At 45.2% G+C, this 16,322-nt stretch carries 17 protein-coding genes, 2 tRNA genes and 1 rRNA gene (1 of these 20 cut by a window edge); 18 read left to right on the plus strand and 2 right to left on the minus strand.

Translation table 11 applies throughout. The features are described 5' to 3' along the window. Positions 1 to 52 precede the first annotated feature (52 nt). The 8 genes from V9W66_RS14025 (at position 53) to V9W66_RS14060 (ending at position 6,809) form a co-directional block, all read left to right on the plus strand. Entirely contained in the window at positions 53 to 202 is a 150-nt protein-coding gene (locus tag V9W66_RS14025) for a fibronectin type II domain-containing protein (RefSeq protein WP_420313835.1), read from the plus strand. 88 nt (positions 203 to 290) lie between these two features. Continuing rightward, positions 291 to 1,037, plus strand: coding sequence for a Fe-S cluster assembly ATPase SufC (gene sufC, locus V9W66_RS14030; protein WP_144094903.1), 747 nt, complete (start codon positions 291 to 293; stop codon positions 1,035 to 1,037). A 14-nt stretch (positions 1,038 to 1,051) separates the two neighbouring features. After that, entirely contained in the window at positions 1,052 to 2,458 is a 1,407-nt protein-coding gene (gene sufB / locus V9W66_RS14035; protein ID WP_144094901.1) for a Fe-S cluster assembly protein SufB, read from the plus strand. Positions 2,459 to 2,495: 37 nt separating this feature from the next. Beyond that, entirely contained in the window at positions 2,496 to 3,644 is a 1,149-nt protein-coding gene (locus V9W66_RS14040; RefSeq protein ID WP_186290093.1) for a SufB/SufD family protein, read from the plus strand. Beyond that, positions 3,641 to 4,870, plus strand: coding sequence for an aminotransferase class V-fold PLP-dependent enzyme (locus V9W66_RS14045; protein ID WP_144094897.1), 1,230 nt, complete (start codon positions 3,641 to 3,643; stop codon positions 4,868 to 4,870). The genes V9W66_RS14040 and V9W66_RS14045 overlap by 4 nt, the downstream gene beginning before the upstream one ends. Further along, positions 4,860 to 5,291 (plus strand): Fe-S cluster assembly sulfur transfer protein SufU, encoded by a 432-nt coding sequence (gene sufU, locus V9W66_RS14050; RefSeq protein ID WP_055059835.1) that lies wholly within the window; start codon positions 4,860 to 4,862, stop codon positions 5,289 to 5,291. Before V9W66_RS14045 ends, sufU begins: the two co-directional genes overlap by 11 nt. Before the next feature lie 219 nt (positions 5,292 to 5,510). After that, entirely contained in the window at positions 5,511 to 5,744 is a 234-nt protein-coding gene (locus V9W66_RS14055) for a hypothetical protein (protein WP_243121797.1), read from the plus strand. A 561-nt stretch (positions 5,745 to 6,305) separates the two neighbouring features. Then, a complete protein-coding gene (locus tag V9W66_RS14060; RefSeq protein WP_243121796.1) occupies positions 6,306 to 6,809 on the plus strand; it encodes a group II intron maturase-specific domain-containing protein in 504 nt (167 codons plus the stop codon). A 51-nt stretch (positions 6,810 to 6,860) separates the two neighbouring features. Here V9W66_RS14060 and V9W66_RS14065 read toward each other — a convergent pair whose 3' ends face one another. Then, complete coding sequence (locus V9W66_RS14065; protein ID WP_144094893.1) at positions 6,861 to 9,506, minus strand: transglycosylase domain-containing protein; 2,646 nt, start codon at positions 9,504 to 9,506, stop codon at positions 6,861 to 6,863. Positions 9,507 to 9,684: 178 nt separating this feature from the next. On the opposite strand from V9W66_RS14065, the gene V9W66_RS14070 reads away from it, so the two are divergent. Next, positions 9,685 to 10,341 (plus strand): YigZ family protein, encoded by a 657-nt coding sequence (locus V9W66_RS14070; RefSeq protein ID WP_022426677.1) that lies wholly within the window; start codon positions 9,685 to 9,687, stop codon positions 10,339 to 10,341. Between the two features lie 104 nt (positions 10,342 to 10,445). Here the strand turns inward: V9W66_RS14070 and V9W66_RS14075 are convergent, their stop codons facing one another. Then, positions 10,446 to 10,964: a peptidylprolyl isomerase gene (locus V9W66_RS14075; protein WP_144094891.1), complete on the minus strand. Its 519-nt coding sequence runs from the start codon at positions 10,962 to 10,964 to the stop codon at positions 10,446 to 10,448. Between the two features lie 93 nt (positions 10,965 to 11,057). On the opposite strand from V9W66_RS14075, the gene tsaE reads away from it, so the two are divergent. The 9 genes from tsaE to V9W66_RS14120 all read left to right on the plus strand — a co-directional run. After that, the gene (gene tsaE / locus V9W66_RS14080; protein WP_015525922.1) at positions 11,058 to 11,498 is read left to right on the plus strand and encodes a tRNA (adenosine(37)-N6)-threonylcarbamoyltransferase complex ATPase subunit type 1 TsaE; all 441 of its coding nucleotides are present in this window, start codon (positions 11,058 to 11,060) and stop codon (positions 11,496 to 11,498) included. Continuing rightward, positions 11,495 to 12,220, plus strand: a complete 726-nt coding sequence (gene tsaB, locus V9W66_RS14085) for a tRNA (adenosine(37)-N6)-threonylcarbamoyltransferase complex dimerization subunit type 1 TsaB (protein WP_015525921.1) — start codon at positions 11,495 to 11,497, stop codon at positions 12,218 to 12,220. The genes tsaE and tsaB overlap by 4 nt, the downstream gene beginning before the upstream one ends. Next, positions 12,217 to 12,660 carry a ribosomal protein S18-alanine N-acetyltransferase gene (gene rimI, locus V9W66_RS14090; protein WP_144094889.1) on the plus strand — a complete coding sequence of 148 codons (444 nt, stop codon included), beginning with the start codon at positions 12,217 to 12,219 and terminating at the stop codon, positions 12,658 to 12,660. Before tsaB ends, rimI begins: the two co-directional genes overlap by 4 nt. Before the next feature lie 77 nt (positions 12,661 to 12,737). Further along, positions 12,738 to 13,649, plus strand: a complete 912-nt coding sequence (locus V9W66_RS14095; RefSeq protein WP_118070771.1) for a ribonuclease Z — start codon at positions 12,738 to 12,740, stop codon at positions 13,647 to 13,649. A gap of 4 nt (positions 13,650 to 13,653) precedes the next feature. Continuing rightward, positions 13,654 to 14,673, plus strand: coding sequence for a tRNA (adenosine(37)-N6)-threonylcarbamoyltransferase complex transferase subunit TsaD (gene tsaD / locus V9W66_RS14100; protein WP_015525918.1), 1,020 nt, complete (start codon positions 13,654 to 13,656; stop codon positions 14,671 to 14,673). A 21-nt stretch (positions 14,674 to 14,694) separates the two neighbouring features. Further along, positions 14,695 to 15,399 carry a 2-C-methyl-D-erythritol 4-phosphate cytidylyltransferase gene (gene ispD, locus V9W66_RS14105; protein WP_015525917.1) on the plus strand — a complete coding sequence of 235 codons (705 nt, stop codon included), beginning with the start codon at positions 14,695 to 14,697 and terminating at the stop codon, positions 15,397 to 15,399. 183 nt (positions 15,400 to 15,582) lie between these two features. Further along, a tRNA-Ser gene (locus V9W66_RS14110) sits at positions 15,583 to 15,668 on the plus strand. Positions 15,669 to 15,806: 138 nt separating this feature from the next. Further along, a tRNA-Ser gene (locus tag V9W66_RS14115) sits at positions 15,807 to 15,895 on the plus strand. A 316-nt stretch (positions 15,896 to 16,211) separates the two neighbouring features. Further along, a 16S ribosomal RNA gene (locus V9W66_RS14120) occupies positions 16,212 to 16,322 on the plus strand (it continues 1,419 nt past the right edge of the window).

Raw genomic sequence — 16,322 nt, forward strand, 5'->3', positions numbered from 1 at the left:
CAGTAAAGCAATGAATTAATCGAAGTGAAAGGCATTTTATCCTGGCAGCAGGGTGGGGTGCCTTTCTTGCTGTGGAGAATTTGTTTTTCCATTTTCCTATATGCAGAAACTTTTTCTTATGTGCACAGAACAGGGCGAAAAAACAAAACGATTTTTGTGCAATTTCACACTGGAAAAACAAAAGTTAGTCTCATATAATTAAATCACAGTAAAATACTGGGGGTTAAAACAACCCATGAAACAGAGCAGCGGATTTTTTATCCGCCTGACAGGAGAAAGGGAGGATGATTATGTCAGCTCAGTTATTACAGATTAAAGATTTATCCGTAAAAGTAGAAGATAAAGAAATTCTCCACAATGTGGATTTAAATTTAAATAAAGGGGAAACCCATGTACTGATGGGACCCAACGGTGCCGGAAAATCAACGCTTGGATATGCGTTAATGGGAAATCCGAGATATGAGATCACAGATGGACATATCTTTTTTAACGGTAAGGATATTACAGAAGAATCTCCGGCAGAAAGAGCCGGAGATGGAATCTTCCTTTCTTTCCAGAACCCGATCGAAGTTCCGGGTATTACGCTTGGAAATTTTATCCGTACAGCACTGGAGCAGAGAACCGGAAGCCGTATCAGACTCTGGAACTTTCGTAAGGAGCTGAAAAAAGCGATGGATATCCTTCAGATGGATGAGGAATATGCAGACCGTGACCTGAATGTAGGATTCTCCGGCGGTGAAAAAAAGAAAGCAGAAATTCTCCAGCTTCTTATGTTAAAACCATCCCTTGCCATTCTGGATGAGACAGATTCCGGTCTGGATGTGGATGCGGTCCGCACAGTATCCAGAGGTGTGGAAGAATATCAGAAAAATAAAAACGGAGCACTTCTGATCATTACCCACAGCACCAGGATTCTGGAGGCACTTCATGTGGATGCAACCCATATCCTTGCAGACGGAAAGATGGTTGCTTCCGGTGACAGTTCCCTTGTGGATGAGATCAACACCAATGGTTTTGAGAAATATATCCAGCAGTAAAGGAGGCACGGGCTTTGAAAGAGAAAACATATGTGGAAGATATAGACAGAAGTATGTATGACTTTCGCAATGAAGAAAAAGACGCTTACCGTGTGGATGAAGGTCTGACTCCTGCCATTGTAGCAAAAATTTCAGAAGAAAAGCATGATCCTGTATGGATGCAGAACTTCAGACTTCATTCTCTTCAGATTTATAATGAGATGAAAGTTCCGGACTGGGGTCCGTCTATCGAAGGTCTGGATATGAACAACATTGTAACTTATGTAAGACCGAATACTCATATGAGTGCAAAATGGTCAGATGTGCCGGAAGACATCAAAGATACGTTCGAGAAGCTTGGAATTCCCCAGGCAGAAAGAAAATCTCTGGCCGGTGTGGGCGCGCAGTATGATTCGGAACTTGTTTACCACAATGTAAAAGCAGAGGTTGCTGCACAGGGTGTTGTCTATACAGATATGGAAAGTGCGCTGACCGGTCCGTACGCAGACATGGTTCGGAAACACTTTATGAAACTTGTGCCGCCGCAGGATCATAAATTTGCAGCACTTCACGGAGCAGTATGGTCAGGAGGTTCCTTTGTTTATGTGCCGCCGGGTGTTTCTGTGGAGATTCCGCTGCAGTCTTATTTCAGACTCAATGCACCGGGAGCCGGACAGTTTGAACATACACTGATCATTGTAGATGAAGGTGCTTATCTTCATTTTATTGAAGGCTGCTCTGCACCGAAATACAATGTGGCAAATCTTCATGCCGGATGCGTGGAACTGTATGTGGGAAAAAATGCAACCCTTCGTTATTCCACTATTGAGAACTGGTCGAAAAATATGTACAACCTGAATACAAAGAGAGCAAAAGTAGAAGAAGGCGGAACGATTGAGTGGATATCCGGTTCCTTTGGTTCTCATGTATCCTATCTGTATCCGATGAGTATTCTCAACGGGGAGGGGGCAAGGGCAGAGTTTACCGGTGTCACCTTTGCGGGAAAAGGACAGAACCTGGACACCGGAGCGAAGATTGTCCATAATGCACCGAACACTTCTTCCTATATGAATACAAGGTCGATTTCCAAGGATGGAGGCATCAGCACATTCAGAAGTTCTGTAGTTGTAAACAGAAAGGCAAAAGGAAGCAAATCTTCCGTATCCTGTCAGTCATTGATGCTGGATGATATTTCCAGATCAGATACGATTCCGGCCATGGATATCCGTACACAGGATGCAGATATCGGTCATGAAGCAAAGATCGGCAGGATCAGCGATGAGGCAGTTTTTTATCTGATGTCGAGAGGTATTTCCGAGGAAGAAGCAAGAGCACTGATCGTCAGTGGATTTGCAGACAATGTATCCAGGGAACTGCCACTGGAATATGCGGTTGAGATGAACAATCTGATCCGGTTGGAGATGAAAGGCAGCATTGGATAAAGCATGGATGAAACAGCAGAAGGGAGGAAAAGGTATCATGAGTCAGAATTTTGAAATGAAAATAAATCCGTTGCCTGCGAAGACCTGGAACTGGCTTCATATGAACGGAACCGTTCTGAAAGAAGAAATCATTACGGAAAGAGGAACCGTAAAAGCAGACAGGCCAGAAACTGTAACAGAGACAGAATGCAGAATGGAAAACCTGATCAAACCAGAAACTCAGGTCAAATCAGAAACTCAGATTGAAACAGCAGAAGACTGTGCACAGAAGAAAAGGAATCTTTCTCAGATAAAAACAGGCATGGGAACAGAGATGGATGCATTTGCAGATGCAGGAAGTCTGGAATGGCAGGTTTTCACATCCAAATCAGGGAAAAAAGAAAGCCAGCCACTCAGACTCATGTTTTCTTATCAGGATAAGAGCAGAACCATGAACCGCATCGGGATTCATATGCTGCCGGACAGTGAGCTGACAGTGGTCATGGATTTTACATCAGAAAAGGAAACTGAAGGAACCGCAGCCATACAGACGAAAATTTATGCAGAGGAAAATGCGGTGCTTCATCTGATCCAGGTTCAGCGTCTTGGAAGTAAGATGACATTTCTGGATGATTTTGGCGCAGACTGTGAAAAGAATGCAAGAGTGGAAACAATTCAGCTTGTCCTTGGCGGAAAAGATACATATCTGGGAAACCGCACAGCACTCAGAGGTGAAAGCAGTGATCTGGAGTCAGATATTGGATATCTGCTTGGCGGGGAGAGCCGTCTGGATATGAATCTGGAAGCTGTTCATACCGGTAAAAAGACAAACAGCCGAATGGATGCTGCCGGTGTGCTCAGTGGAAAGGCAGTCAAGATATTCAGAGGAACCATTGATTTTCAGAAAGGCTGTGCAGGTTCTGTGGGAAATGAAAAAGAAGATGTGCTTCTTCTGGATGATACCATTGTGAATCAGACCATTCCGTTGATCCTCTGCAATGAGGAGGATGTGGAAGGAAATCATGGCGCAACCATCGGAAAGCTGGATGAAGAACTGCTGCTTTATCTGGAGTCAAGAGGAATCAGCGAAGAGGCTGTTTATGCGATGATGGCACAGGCAAGGATTGACAGTATCTGTCATAAAATTTCTGATGAAGAGATGAAGAAGAAAGTTCAGGAGTATCTGGAAGGAGAACGAGAAGAATGATACAGGAACTGGATGTCCAGAAAATAAGAAAAGATTTTCCCATGCTGCAGAATCAGAATCTGATTTATCTGGACAGTTCTGCCACTTCCCAGAAACCATACAGTGTGATCCGGGCGGTTACAGATTTTTATGAAAACTGTAATGCAAATCCGCTGCGTGGACTCTATGAGACTGCGCAGAATGCAACAGAGAAATATGAGGCTGCCAGAGAAAAAGTCCGTCAGTTTATTCATGCAAAAAGCACAGAAGAGATTATTTTTACAAGAAATGCAACAGAAAGCCTGAATCTGGTTGCATACAGCTATGGACTGATGGCATTTCAGCCGGGAGATGAAATTCTGGTAAGCATTATGGAACATCACAGTGATATGCTTCCATGGCAGCAGGCAGCCAAGCGAACAGGTGCGGTGGTAAAATATCTGGAGTGTGACCGGCAGGGAAGAATTACAGAAGAAGATCTGCGAAATGCCATCACAGATAAGACGAAACTTGTGGCAGTTACGCAGGTGTCCAATGTTCTGGGTGTCAGAAACGATATCCGGGCTTTTGCAAAAATCTGCCATGAGAAGGGAATTGTGATCGTGGCAGATGGAGCGCAGAGTGTTCCGCATATGCCTGTGGATGTACAGGAACTGGATGTGGATTTTCTGGCATTTTCCGGACATAAGATGCTGGGACCTATGGGAATCGGAGTTCTCTATGGAAAAAGGGAATATCTGGAAAAAATGCCTCCGTTTCTTACCGGCGGTGAAATGATTGAATCAGTAAGCAGGGATGGTGCTGTTTTCGCACAGCTTCCGCATAAATTCGAGGCAGGCACCGTGAACGCTGGTGGCGCAGCCGGGCTGGCAACAGCCATTGATTATATAGAAAATATTGGTTTTGAACAGATTCAGAAGAGAGAGGATGCGCTTACTGCACTGGCAATGGAGAAGATCAGAGAGATTCCTTTTGTACACATTATGGGACAGGAAAATCCAGAGCAGCATCATGGGATTATTACCTTTACAGTTGACGGTGTTCATCCTCACGATATTGCAGCCATTCTGGATGCAGATCATATCGCAGTGCGGGCAGGACATCACTGTGCACAGCCGCTTCTGAGACATCTGGGCGTGATGGCCTCCACAAGAGCCAGCCTGATGTTTTATAATACAGAAGAGGAAATCGTGAAATTTACAGAAAGTCTGAAAGAGATCAGGAGGAAAATGGGATATGCCGAGTAATACTTTTTATAATGAAATTCTGACGGATCACAATCTTCATCCGGGGCACAAACATGACCTACCGGACGCGAACCTTGTACTGGAAGGCGTAAATCCAAGCTGTGGAGACGATATCTGGCTGAAACTTAAGGTGGAAGATGGCAGGATCACAGATGGTGCTTTTGTCGGTGACGGATGTGCCATTTCCCAGGCATCCGCGGATATGATGCTGGATCTGATCATCGGGAAATCGGAAGAAGAAGCTATGAAACTTGCGGAAATTTTTCTCCGCATGATCAAGGGCGAAGTGACAGATGAGGAAATGGATCAGCTCGAAGAAGCCTCTGTACTGAAAGACATTTCCCATATGCCAGCCAGAGTGAAATGTGCGGTGCTGGGGTGGCATACGATGGAGGAGATGCTGAAGACGGAAAAAGAATAAATCAGATTACAGAAAAAGGCATTTTGCTCTGATAAAGGGCAGGATGCCTTTTTTCATCGAAAAGAAGCCTTTATTTGTAAGAATGAGTGTTTAAGGCTCACAAGGAAGTGAATCACTGTCTGGCTTGAAATGAATTTTCTCGGTTCCAGCTTTTATGGCAGTTTTATAGTACCAGCATTTATGATTGATATAACAAAACTTTAATGGATGAGTGTGGAATTGAAAAAGTTCCGACAACTTATGAAGAATTCCTATACAGGAACTGTTGACGGAGAACTTCAGCAGCTGTCAATTGATGAAGTAAACAGCTATGTATCCAATGCAGTAGGAAACAGAAAACTTTCCAACAGTGAAGTAGAAACTGCAATTCAGGTAGCTATGCAGAATGTAGCAGCAGGTGCAGATCCGGCAGACGAACTGAAAACAGTTCAGGATGTACAGGACGCACAGTAAAATAATAACGAACCCTTGCCACGAAAAACACATCGGTGATTTTGACGATGTGTTTTTTACATATTATGAAAAATGATTCCGTAATATTCTATTTGGGTGATATGAAAAGAAATCATTCTTTGATGTTTTTCGAATCAGGTAAATTCCGTATTTCAATTGCGAATATGCGCTTGAGTTTTGTGTTTACGATTGAAAATTTCCGTACTGACCAACAGCGCTTATATTATGGAGAAGATGCTCAAGAACAGTAAGGTTTCCAATGTGAGTGGAAGCTATCTTTCAGAAAACAAAAAAGGAACTACAATACTCGGGTCGAGTAGGTGCACCCCTTACGGTCGTACACCCCTCACAGAATTCCGGACGTGCGGCTTTCCCGCATCCGGCTTTGCTGCATCTTTCTTTTGCATAACGCCCGAACTCTATCAGACGGCTCTTTTCTTCTTCAAGGATTAATCCAAAGTGTCCCATTCTATGTTTCAGATGTTCATAGAACCACTCTGCATCCGATTTATACTGGACTGTATGAGTTTTTGCAAAAGCAGAAAAAGTGCAGAAAGAACCTTGAAAAACATTATTCCGTTTATAGAAGGAAAACTATTCCTCAAAGTAAATCGGAAGAAAACAGAGGTGGCTCACATCAATAAAGTCAAATACCTTGGATATACCTTTTATAGATACAAGGGGAAATGCAGATTGAGAGTACACCCAAAGTCAGCCACCAAGATGAAGAATAAAATCAGAGAACTAACAGACAGAAATAATGGCATGAGCAACGCCAAAAGAGAAGAAAAATATCAACAATTCGTGCGAGGATGGGTAAATTACTTCAAACTTGCGAACATGAAGAAGCTTCTCAAAGAAACAGATGAATGGGCAAGGCGCAGAATCAGAATGGTCTATTGGAAACAATGGAAGAAAATCAAAACAAAGTACCGAATGCTTAAAGCGCTAGGACTTAAACATTGGAAAGCAAAAGAACTTGCATGTAGCAGAAAAGGTTACTGGAGAATGGCAAAGGTACTGAACCAAATCTTTTCGAATAAAATAATAGCCAAGCTTGGATAAACATCCATGCTTGACTATTATCTAGCTTATGAAAGATACTTATAATGGAGATCATTCATAATATTCTACCGGATCTTCGCCGGTGTCATCGCCACCGGTATCACCGCTGTTATCATAGCTGCCGTCATCACCACCGGTGTTGTCGTCGGTTCCGGAATTGTCAGTATCATCACCGGTATTATCGGAACCGTCATCGGAATTGTCAGTATTGTCAGTGTCGGTGCCGTCAGTACTGTCAGTACTGTCCGGAGCTGCGCTTGGGATCGCTTCAGCTGCTGCATCGGTATCGGCGTCCGTATCTTCGTTAGAATAATAGTCCTTTTCATCGTAATCGCTGCTGCCGTAGAAATGCTGATCACAGTATTCGGTGGGAAGACTGGAGATATCAAAATACTCTGTGATAGTCGGGCATCCGGATCTGGGAAGAAGACCGGTTTCTGCGCAGACACTGGCTTTTTCCACACTGGAAGGCATATCGAAATCTCTGTCCTCCAGGCCCTCGTGGATACGGGTCATAACCTTTTTCCAGAGGTTTTTGTGGAAGTTACGGGCATCTTCCGGAATTTTTTCGTTGTTGTCATAGCCGGACCATACTGCACAGGTGTAGTACGGTGTGTAACCTACGAACCACAGGTCATTGTAGTCCTCTGTAGTACCTGTTTTTCCGGCTACAGTCATATTGTCCAGCTGGCAGGCGGTACCGGTACCTTTTTTTACAACGTCTTCCATGGCGCTTGTAAGAAGATAAGCGGTACTGTCTTTGATCACAGATCTGGAAACGGAGGAGTTCTCGATCAGAACATTTCCGTCATGATCAAGGATCTGTGTATAATAGATCGGTTTGATATAGTTCCCGCCATTAGCAATGGCTGCATATGCAGCACAAAGTTCCACGTTCTTGACACCTTTGGTGATACCGCCAAGAGCAGTAGCCAGGTTGGCGTCACTCCAGATATTTCCGTTGGCATCTTTATCTGCCTCAGTTCCGTGAGCTAGTGTGGTGAAACCGAAATCATCCAGATATTTAAGGCCGAGAGCCGGGGTAACCTGCTCCAGGCATTTAACAGCTACAACGTTGATGGAATTCTGGATCGCTTTGCGGATGGTGGTCTCGCCGCCGTAGCTTCTTGAGGCGTTGTTGACAGGAGATCCGTCCGGGTATTTGTAAGGCTCATCCATAAAGGTTGTAGCAAGTGTATCGCCTTTTTCGTTCAACGCAGGTGCATAGGTGGAAACGATCTTAAAGGTAGAACCAGGCTGTCTGGTCGTATCAGTGGCACGGTTCAGGGTCAGGCTGGCTGTTTTTTCGCCACGGCCTCCGATCAGGGCTTTTACGTAACCGGTATGCTGGTCAATGACAGTCATGGAAGACTGTGGCTGTGGCGCAAAGTTTACACGCTCAGATACTACGGTGCTTCCGTCTGCCAGGATGTTGGCCTTGTACTGATCCACATACTGCTGACCTTCCTCAGGAGAATCAAAGAGAAGATCAAATTCCGGATCCTGATCACGGAAATACAGCTGCAGCATTTCTTTGCTGTAGTTTGTCTGTTTTCCATCCGGGCTTTGTACAGTCAGTGCATAATCCAGTTCATACTGAACATTGGCCGGATAGTTATCAGGGTTTGCATATTCCTCATCAAGGATCTGCTGCATGTTGGAATCCAGGGTTGTCATGATCTTCAGACCACCGCTGTAAAGAAGATTGGTAGCCTGTGTCTTGGTATATCCTTTAATGTTCATCAGGTCGCTGATGACCTGATTGGTAACCTCATCTTCGAAATACGTGTAAACGGTACTTTCTTCTTCGGTGTTCTCAAGCTGTGCGGCCTGGATACGGGAATAAACGTCATCATTCAGTGCTGCATTATATTCATCCTGTGAGATGTAATTCTGATCCAGCATGTGATCCAGGACTTCCTTCCGTCTCTTGGAGTTTGCTTTTGGATTGGTGATCGGATTGAATTTGGTAGGGTTCTGCGTGATGCCGGCAAGGGTGGCACATTCAGAAAGATTCAGATCCCATACGTCTTTGTTAAAGTATTTTTTGGAAGCGGCCTGTACACCGTAGGAACCTGCACCCAGGTTAATGGTATTCAGATAATTCTCAAGAATCACATTTTTGTTATATTTTTTTTCAATCTGTACAGCAAGGTACTGCTCCTGGAACTTACGTGTGAAACGTTCCAGCTGTGTGGATTCGTTGGTCCAGTCAGTGAAAACATTATTCTTCAGAAGCTGCTGTGTGATGGTACTGGCACCTTCGGAAAAGTTACCGGTGGTGATCGCCTTCATTCCGGCACGTGCGATACCGCGGACATCAATACCGTTATGTTCATAAAAACGCTCATCCTCAATGGCTACCACTGCATGCTGCAGACTGACCGGGATCTGGTCCAGGGAGACCGGAAGACGGTTGGATGTAGGGGCTGAAAGCTGTCGGATCTGTGTTCCCTGGTCATCATACAGGAAGGTTGCATATCCGAGAGGTGAAATATCCACATCGTTGACGTCAGGTGCTCCGGCGATCACGCCCCGGAAGGAGCCGATACCAAGGCAGACAATCATGACGCAGACTGCGATCAGAGCTGTAAATAAAACCCGGATAAACGAAACATGTGCTCTTTTTTCCAGCATGGAAGTACGGGAGATCAGAGCATTCCGCTTCTTGGAAGTGGATCTTTTTCCGTAGTTCATAATATTCCTCCTTTATAATCCGTTTCATTATAACAAATATGAGATGCCAAATAAAGCCTTAAAAAAAATTTCACAATTCATGATATCTTATACATTGTGCAATGAAGATAATTATTATACAATAAAGAAAACTCTGCCTGAAACAGAGGGTTGGATATAGATAACGGAGGCGTAAACCATGCTGGAACATTATAAAACCATATACGAAGGCGGCGAAGGCGAACTTGTGGAAAAAAAATCCCGTTTCATCGCAACCGTCCGTCCTGTGGAAACAGAAGAAGAGGCCCTTGCCTTTATCGAAGAAATGAAAAAAAAATACTGGGATGCACGTCATAACTGCTATGTATATTCCGTAGGGATGAACCGGGAAGCCACCCGCTGCAGTGATGACGGAGAACCATCCGGAACAGCCGGAAGGCCTATGCTGGATGTGCTTCTGGGAGCCGGGATCTATAATGCGGCCATTGTGGTGACCAGATATTTTGGAGGTGTCCTTCTTGGGACAGGAGGGCTTGTGCGGGCATATTCCGGTGCAGTCCAGGCAGGACTGGCGGCAAGTACCGTCATTGAGAAGCATCATGGGATCTCTCTTCAGGTGACGACGGATTACACAGGGATCGGAAAGATCCAGTATATCGCAGGAGAAAGAAGCTTGCCGATCCTGGATTCCGAATATACCGACAAGGTTGTCCTGAAGCTTCTTGTGCCGGATGATCAGGTCGAAGAGGTGAAGAAGGCGATCACAGAAGGAACAAACGGAAGAGCCGGACTTGAGAAGGATGCAGAACTGTATTTTGCGAAAGTAAACGGAGAAGTGAAGACCTTCGAAAAGTAAAAGAAAAGAGAATGTCAGTATAAAAATACCCCGGGAAGAGGGCAGAGGATCTGCGTTACAGTCTGCTCTTCGCGGGGCTTTTTTATTTCAGAAAATTATTCCTGTCAGCATTTCTCCGGTTCCGGATAATCCACACCAAAGGTATCAACAGTCATGGAGCTGATCTTCTGCTCGTCAAGAGGACGGTCACTGTAGTCCGTGTCTGTCTCTGCGATAGCATTTACAACATCCATACCCTCAATGATCTGACCGAATGCAGCATAGCTTCCGTCGAGATGCGGAGCAGCCTTGTGCATGATAAAGAACTGGCTTCCGCCAGAGTTTGGATTCATGGCTCTTGCCATGGAGAGAACACCTGGTGTATGCTTCAGGTCGTTTTTGAAACGGTTCTGGGAGAACTCACCCTTGATGCTGTATCCCGGGCCACCCATACCAGTTCCGTCCGGGCATCCGCCCTGGATCATAAAACCGTTGATGACACGGTGGAAGATCAGGCCGTCATAAAAGCCTTTTTTTACAAGGCTGATGAAGTTATTTACTGTGTTCGGGGCAACTTCCGGATATAATTCCGCTTTCATTACATCGCCATTATCCATTGTGATGGTAACGATAGGATTTGCCATAGTTTTCGCACTCCTTTTCAAAAAGTATTGTATTTCGCTGTTCGCTCTATTATAATATGCAAAGAATAATTGTGCAAGAAAAAGGTGGAAAATATGGTCATAGAAACGCATGATCCTGAGGAAACATTCGAGGTCGGAAGGACGATCGGAATGAATGCGAAGCCGGGACAGATCTACACACTGACAGGCGATCTGGGAGTTGGAAAAACCGTGTTCACACAGGGAGTGGCAGCAGGTCTTGGAATTACAGAACCTGTAAACAGCCCTACGTTTACCATTATCCAGGAATATGAAGACGGACGTCTGCCATTTTATCATTTTGATGTATATCGTATCGGGGATCTGGAAGAAATGGAAGAGATCGGATACGATGATTATTTTTTCGGGCAGGGAATCTGTCTGATCGAATGGGCGGAACTCATTGAGGAGATCCTGCCGGAAAAAAGGATCGAAGTTACCATTGAAAAAGATCTTGAGAAGGGCTTTGAATACAGAAAGATCACCATTGAGGAGAGAGGAGAAAAGACAGAATGAGAGTTTTGGCACTGGACAGTTCCGGAATCGTGGCATCCGTAGCCGTTGTGGAGGACGATACACTGGTAGCGGAATATACAGTTAATTATAAGAAAACACATTCCCAGACTCTTCTTCCCATGCTGGATGAGATCGTGAAGATGACAGAGCTGGATCTGAAGACGATTGACGCTATTGCGGTAGCCAAGGGACCGGGCTCTTTTACCGGACTCCGTATTGGCTCTGCCACAGCCAAGGGACTTGGACTTGCCCTTGACAAACCACTGGTCGGGATTCCGACTGTGGAGGCACTGGCCTATAATCTCTATGATGTAAACGGACTGATCTGTCCGATCATGGATGCCAGAAGAAAGCAGGTTTATACGGGAATCTATCGTTACGAGGATCACAGGCTCATGACGGTAAAGGATCAGATGGCAGTGGGAATTGAGGAGCTTCTTTCCATGCTGAATGAGATGGGAGAAGCCGTAACATTCCTCGGAGACGGAGTCCCGGTATTTAAAGATATCATCGCAGATAAGCTTACCGTACCGTTTTCTTTTGCACCGGCCCATCTTTCCAGACAAAGAGCAGGTGCTGTAGGTGCACTTGGTGTCCTTTATTATAAAGAAGGCAGAACCGAGACAGCGGCTGAGCACAAACCGGATTATCTCCGTGTTTCACAGGCTGAGCGGGAGCGTGCCCAGAAACTGAAAAAAGGATCAGAAGGGGAAAACGCATGATCTTAAGAGAAATGCTTGTGGATGATCTGGATCAGGTTATGGAGATCGAAGAGGAACTTTTTTCAATCCCCTGGACAAAAGAGGGATTTCTGACATTTCTTATGAAAGAGAACGGGATGTTTCTTGTTGTGGAAGAAAAGGACCGGATCCTGGGATATTGTGGTCTTCTTACGGTGCTGGATGAGGGGGATGTGACCAATGTGGCTGTCCGCAGAGACCGTCAGAGAGAGGGAATCGGAAATTTCCTTATGGAAAGTATGATCCGTCTGGCAGAAGAGCGTGGGATCACCATGATCCATCTGGAGGTCCGGGCAGGAAATGAGACTGCGATTCGGCTTTATGAACGTCAGGGATTTGTGCGGGATGGCCTGCGAAAGGGATATTATACAGACCCCACAGAGGATGCTGTTCTTATGACACGCACCGCAGTTTCTGAATAGGCTTACCCGGGAGAGGTACTTGTCTGTACGGGATAAGTATGCTAAACTTTGCCACAGAACAGGAAAAGAGGAAAAATATGTTAGATGTTTGTTTACTTGGCTGCGGAGGAATGATGCCGCTGCCACGCAGATGGCTTACCGCACTGATGACCCGTTATAACGGCAGTAGTCTGATGATCGATTGCGGGGAAGGCACTCAGGTGGCCATTAAAGAAAAGGGCTGGAGCTTCAAGCCTATTGATGTGATCTGTTTTACCCATTATCATGGGGATCATATCAGCGGACTTCCGGGACTCCTTTTGACTATGGGAAATGCAGACCGCACAGAACCGCTGACTCTGGTAGGCCCAAGAGGACTGGAACGTGTGGTAAGCGCACTTCGTGTGATCGCACCGGAGCTGCCCTTTGAAATTAAATTTATCGAGATCACGAAACCGGAGGAGGTTCTGGAACTGAACGGTTACCGGATCACTGCATTTCGGGTGAACCATAATGTTACCTGCTATGGATATACCCTTGAGATACTGCGCCAGGGAAAATTTTCTCCTGACAGTGCCAGTGCACATGAGATCCCGCTGAAATTCTGGAATCCGCTGCAGAAGGGACAGACTGTGGAGGATGAAGGACGGATCTACACACCGGATATGGTGCTTGGTCCGCCGAGAAAAGGAATCAAGCTTACCTACACCACAGATACCAGACCGACAGAGTCTATTTTACGTAATGCAAAAGGTTCCGATCTTTTTATCTGTGAGGGAATGTACGGTGAAGATGACAAGATCGAAAAGGCAAAAGGCTATAAACACATGACGTTTCGTGAAGCGGCCACTCTTGCCCGTGATGCGGAAGTGGGGGAAATGTGGCTGACCCATTACAGCCCTTCTCTGGTACGTCCGGATGATTACATGGATACAGTACGTGAGATCTTTCCGAAGGCATGGCCGGGAAAAGACGGGAAGAGTGTGGAACTGAATTTTGAAGAGGACTGAAAAAATGAAAGATACATTAATTCTTGGTATTGAGAGCTCCTGTGATGAAACGGCAGCTTCCGTTGTAAAAAATGGAAGGACTGTCTTATCAAACGTGATTTCCTCACAGATCGAGATCCATAAACTGTACGGAGGTGTTGTGCCGGAGATCGCCTCCAGAAATCATATAGAAAGGATCAACCAGGTCATCCAGGAAGCGCTGGACGAGGCAAATGTCACTCTGGATGATATTGATGCTATCGGTGTAACCTATGGACCGGGGCTTGTCGGTGCACTTCTTGTAGGTGTGGCAGAAGCCAAGGCTATTGCCTATGCAAGAAATCTGCCACTGGTAGGCGTGCATCATATAGAAGGCCATGTTTCTGCCAATTATATTGAGCATCCGGATCTGGAACCGCCGTTTCTCTGTGCCATTGTATCCGGTGGACACACCCATCTTGTTATTGTGAAGGACTACGGCCAGTTTGAGATCCTGGGCCGAACCAGAGACGATGCGGCAGGTGAGGCATTTGATAAGGTTGCACGTGCCATTGGGCTGGGATATCCGGGAGGACCGAAGATCGATAAGCTGGCAAAGGAAGGAAATCCGGACGCTATCGAGTTTCCACGTGCAAAAATCGGTGAAAATCCATATGATTTCAGCTTCAGCGGCGTGAAGTCCGCAGTTCTTAATTATTTAAACGGGGCAAAAATGAAAGGTGAGGAAGTAAACCGTGCAGATATCGCGGCATCCTTCCAGAAGGCGGTTGTTGACGTACTGGTAGAGCATACCATGCAGGCAGCAGCTGATTTTGGCATGAAAAAGGTTGCCATTGCAGGAGGTGTTGCTTCCAACGGAGCACTTCGCACTGCTATGGAAAAAGCATGTACAGAACGTGGATACAAATTTTACCGTCCGTCACCGATCTTCTGTACGGATAACGCAGCGATGATCGGTGTGGCAGCTTACTATGAATATATCAGGGGAACACGCCACAGCTGGGATCTGAATGCGGTTCCGAACCTGAAGCTTGGCGAAAGATAAAAGAATCCGGGGTAATTGATCATGGGAGAGTGCAGAAATACAGCTATTGTCCTGGCAGCAGGCCAGGGAAAGAGAATGCACAGCAAAATACAGAAGCAGTTTATGGAGCTTGACGGGATGCCGGTGCTCTGTTATTCTCTGCGCTGTTTTCAGGAAAGTCCGCTGATCAGGGATGTGATCCTGGTAACAGGGGAGGAGTATGTTTTCTGGTGCAAAGAAGAAATCGTGGAAAAATATGGTTTTACAAAGGTTTCTGCTGTAGTATCCGGCGGAAAAGAACGGTACGATTCTGTTTATGAAGGACTTCGTGCGTGTAAAGACACAGAGTATGTGCTGATCCATGACGGTGCCAGACCATTTATTGATCATGGGATCATTGAAAGAGGACTTATGGCAGCAGCACAGACAGGTGCCAGTGTTACAGGCATGCCTTCCAAGGATACAGTTAAGATTGCAGATGAGGATGGGAATGTCAGTGAAACTCCGGATCGCAGCAGTGTATGGATCGTCCAGACTCCGCAGATCTTTCAGTACCCGCTGATCTATGGCGCATATACCAGCATTCGGCAGAAGGAAATGACCGGAATTACAGATGATGCCATGGTTGCAGAACATGAGACCGGGGTGAAAATCCGCTTTTCAGAAGGTTCTTATCGCAATATCAAGATCACAACACCGGAAGATCTGGTGGTTGCGGAGGCATTTTTGAAGGAAAACAGAGAGTAGAATAGAGAGTAGAACAGGGTGAAAATCCCGGTAAATATGGACATATAGCAGAAATTGAAGCTATATGTCCAATTTTTTGAAAAAAATATCAAATTTGTTATTGACAGGGGAGATATTTGATGATAGAATACAACATGCGTTGACAAAACAGCACAAAAAATGTTGAAAATCATTATATTATATGGAGAGATATCGAAGTGGTCATAACGAGGCGGTCTTGAAAACCGTTTGTCCGCAAGGGCGCGTGGGTTCGAATCCCACTCTCTCCGTTTGTCAAATACAGAATAAAAACTTTTTAAAAAAGTTAAAAAAGTACTTGACAACATAAAAGATACGAGATATAATATCACCTGTCGCTGAGAACGGCAGAGATAAATATCGGAACTACTTAGTAAGTAGGGCAATTTGGAGAAGTACCCAAGCTGGCCGAAGGGGCTCCCCTGGAAAGGGAGTAGGTCGTTAACGCGGCGCGAGGGTTCAAATCCCTCCTTCTCCGCTTTAATTTTTTTGAAGACGAAATGCTTCAAAAAAATTAAAAAAGTTCTTGACAAGCAGTTGAGAATGAGATAAAATGAACGAGCTGTCTGAGAGACAGGCGCAACAAACCTTGATAACTAAACAGTGAAACACATACGATTCTCGAAAATTTCTTTACATTTAAAGAACGGTTTAAACAAACCAAAAGCAGTAAAAACGAGAGATAGCCAAACGGTTGTCTTGAGTAAACGAATCAAACACTTCTTAAGCCTTTGGCTTAATCAGTGTGAGTCGCAATTAAGTTGATGCGAGCATCACTGAATTGCTAACACATTTTATCAGAGAGTTTGATCCTGGCTCAGGATGAACGCTGGCGGCGTGCTTAACACATGCAAGTCGAACGGGAAACCTTTTATTGAAGCTTCGGCAGATTTAGATTGTTTCTA

Origin of the sequence: Blautia massiliensis (ex Durand et al. 2017) (assembly GCF_051861785.1) — a bacterium.
Lineage (GTDB): Bacteria > Bacillota > Clostridia > Lachnospirales > Lachnospiraceae > Blautia_A > Blautia_A luti_A.

Coding starts and splice junctions, on each gene's coding strand:
- sufC (WP_144094903.1), top strand. CDS start 291: ATGTCAGCTCAGTTATTACAGATTAAAGATTTATCCGTAAAAGTAGAA.
- V9W66_RS14040 (WP_186290093.1), top strand. CDS start 2,496: ATGAGTCAGAATTTTGAAATGAAAATAAATCCGTTGCCTGCGAAGACC.
- V9W66_RS14045 (WP_144094897.1), top strand. CDS start 3,641: ATGATACAGGAACTGGATGTCCAGAAAATAAGAAAAGATTTTCCCATG.
- sufU (WP_055059835.1), top strand. CDS start 4,860: ATGCCGAGTAATACTTTTTATAATGAAATTCTGACGGATCACAATCTT.
- V9W66_RS14065 (WP_144094893.1), bottom strand. CDS start 9,506: ATGAACTACGGAAAAAGATCCACTTCCAAGAAGCGGAATGCTCTGATC.
- V9W66_RS14070 (WP_022426677.1), top strand. CDS start 9,685: ATGCTGGAACATTATAAAACCATATACGAAGGCGGCGAAGGCGAACTT.
- V9W66_RS14075 (WP_144094891.1), bottom strand. CDS start 10,964: ATGGCAAATCCTATCGTTACCATCACAATGGATAATGGCGATGTAATG.
- tsaE (WP_015525922.1), top strand. CDS start 11,058: ATGGTCATAGAAACGCATGATCCTGAGGAAACATTCGAGGTCGGAAGG.
- tsaB (WP_015525921.1), top strand. CDS start 11,495: ATGAGAGTTTTGGCACTGGACAGTTCCGGAATCGTGGCATCCGTAGCC.
- rimI (WP_144094889.1), top strand. CDS start 12,217: ATGATCTTAAGAGAAATGCTTGTGGATGATCTGGATCAGGTTATGGAG.
- V9W66_RS14095 (WP_118070771.1), top strand. CDS start 12,738: ATGTTAGATGTTTGTTTACTTGGCTGCGGAGGAATGATGCCGCTGCCA.
- tsaD (WP_015525918.1), top strand. CDS start 13,654: ATGAAAGATACATTAATTCTTGGTATTGAGAGCTCCTGTGATGAAACG.
- ispD (WP_015525917.1), top strand. CDS start 14,695: ATGGGAGAGTGCAGAAATACAGCTATTGTCCTGGCAGCAGGCCAGGGA.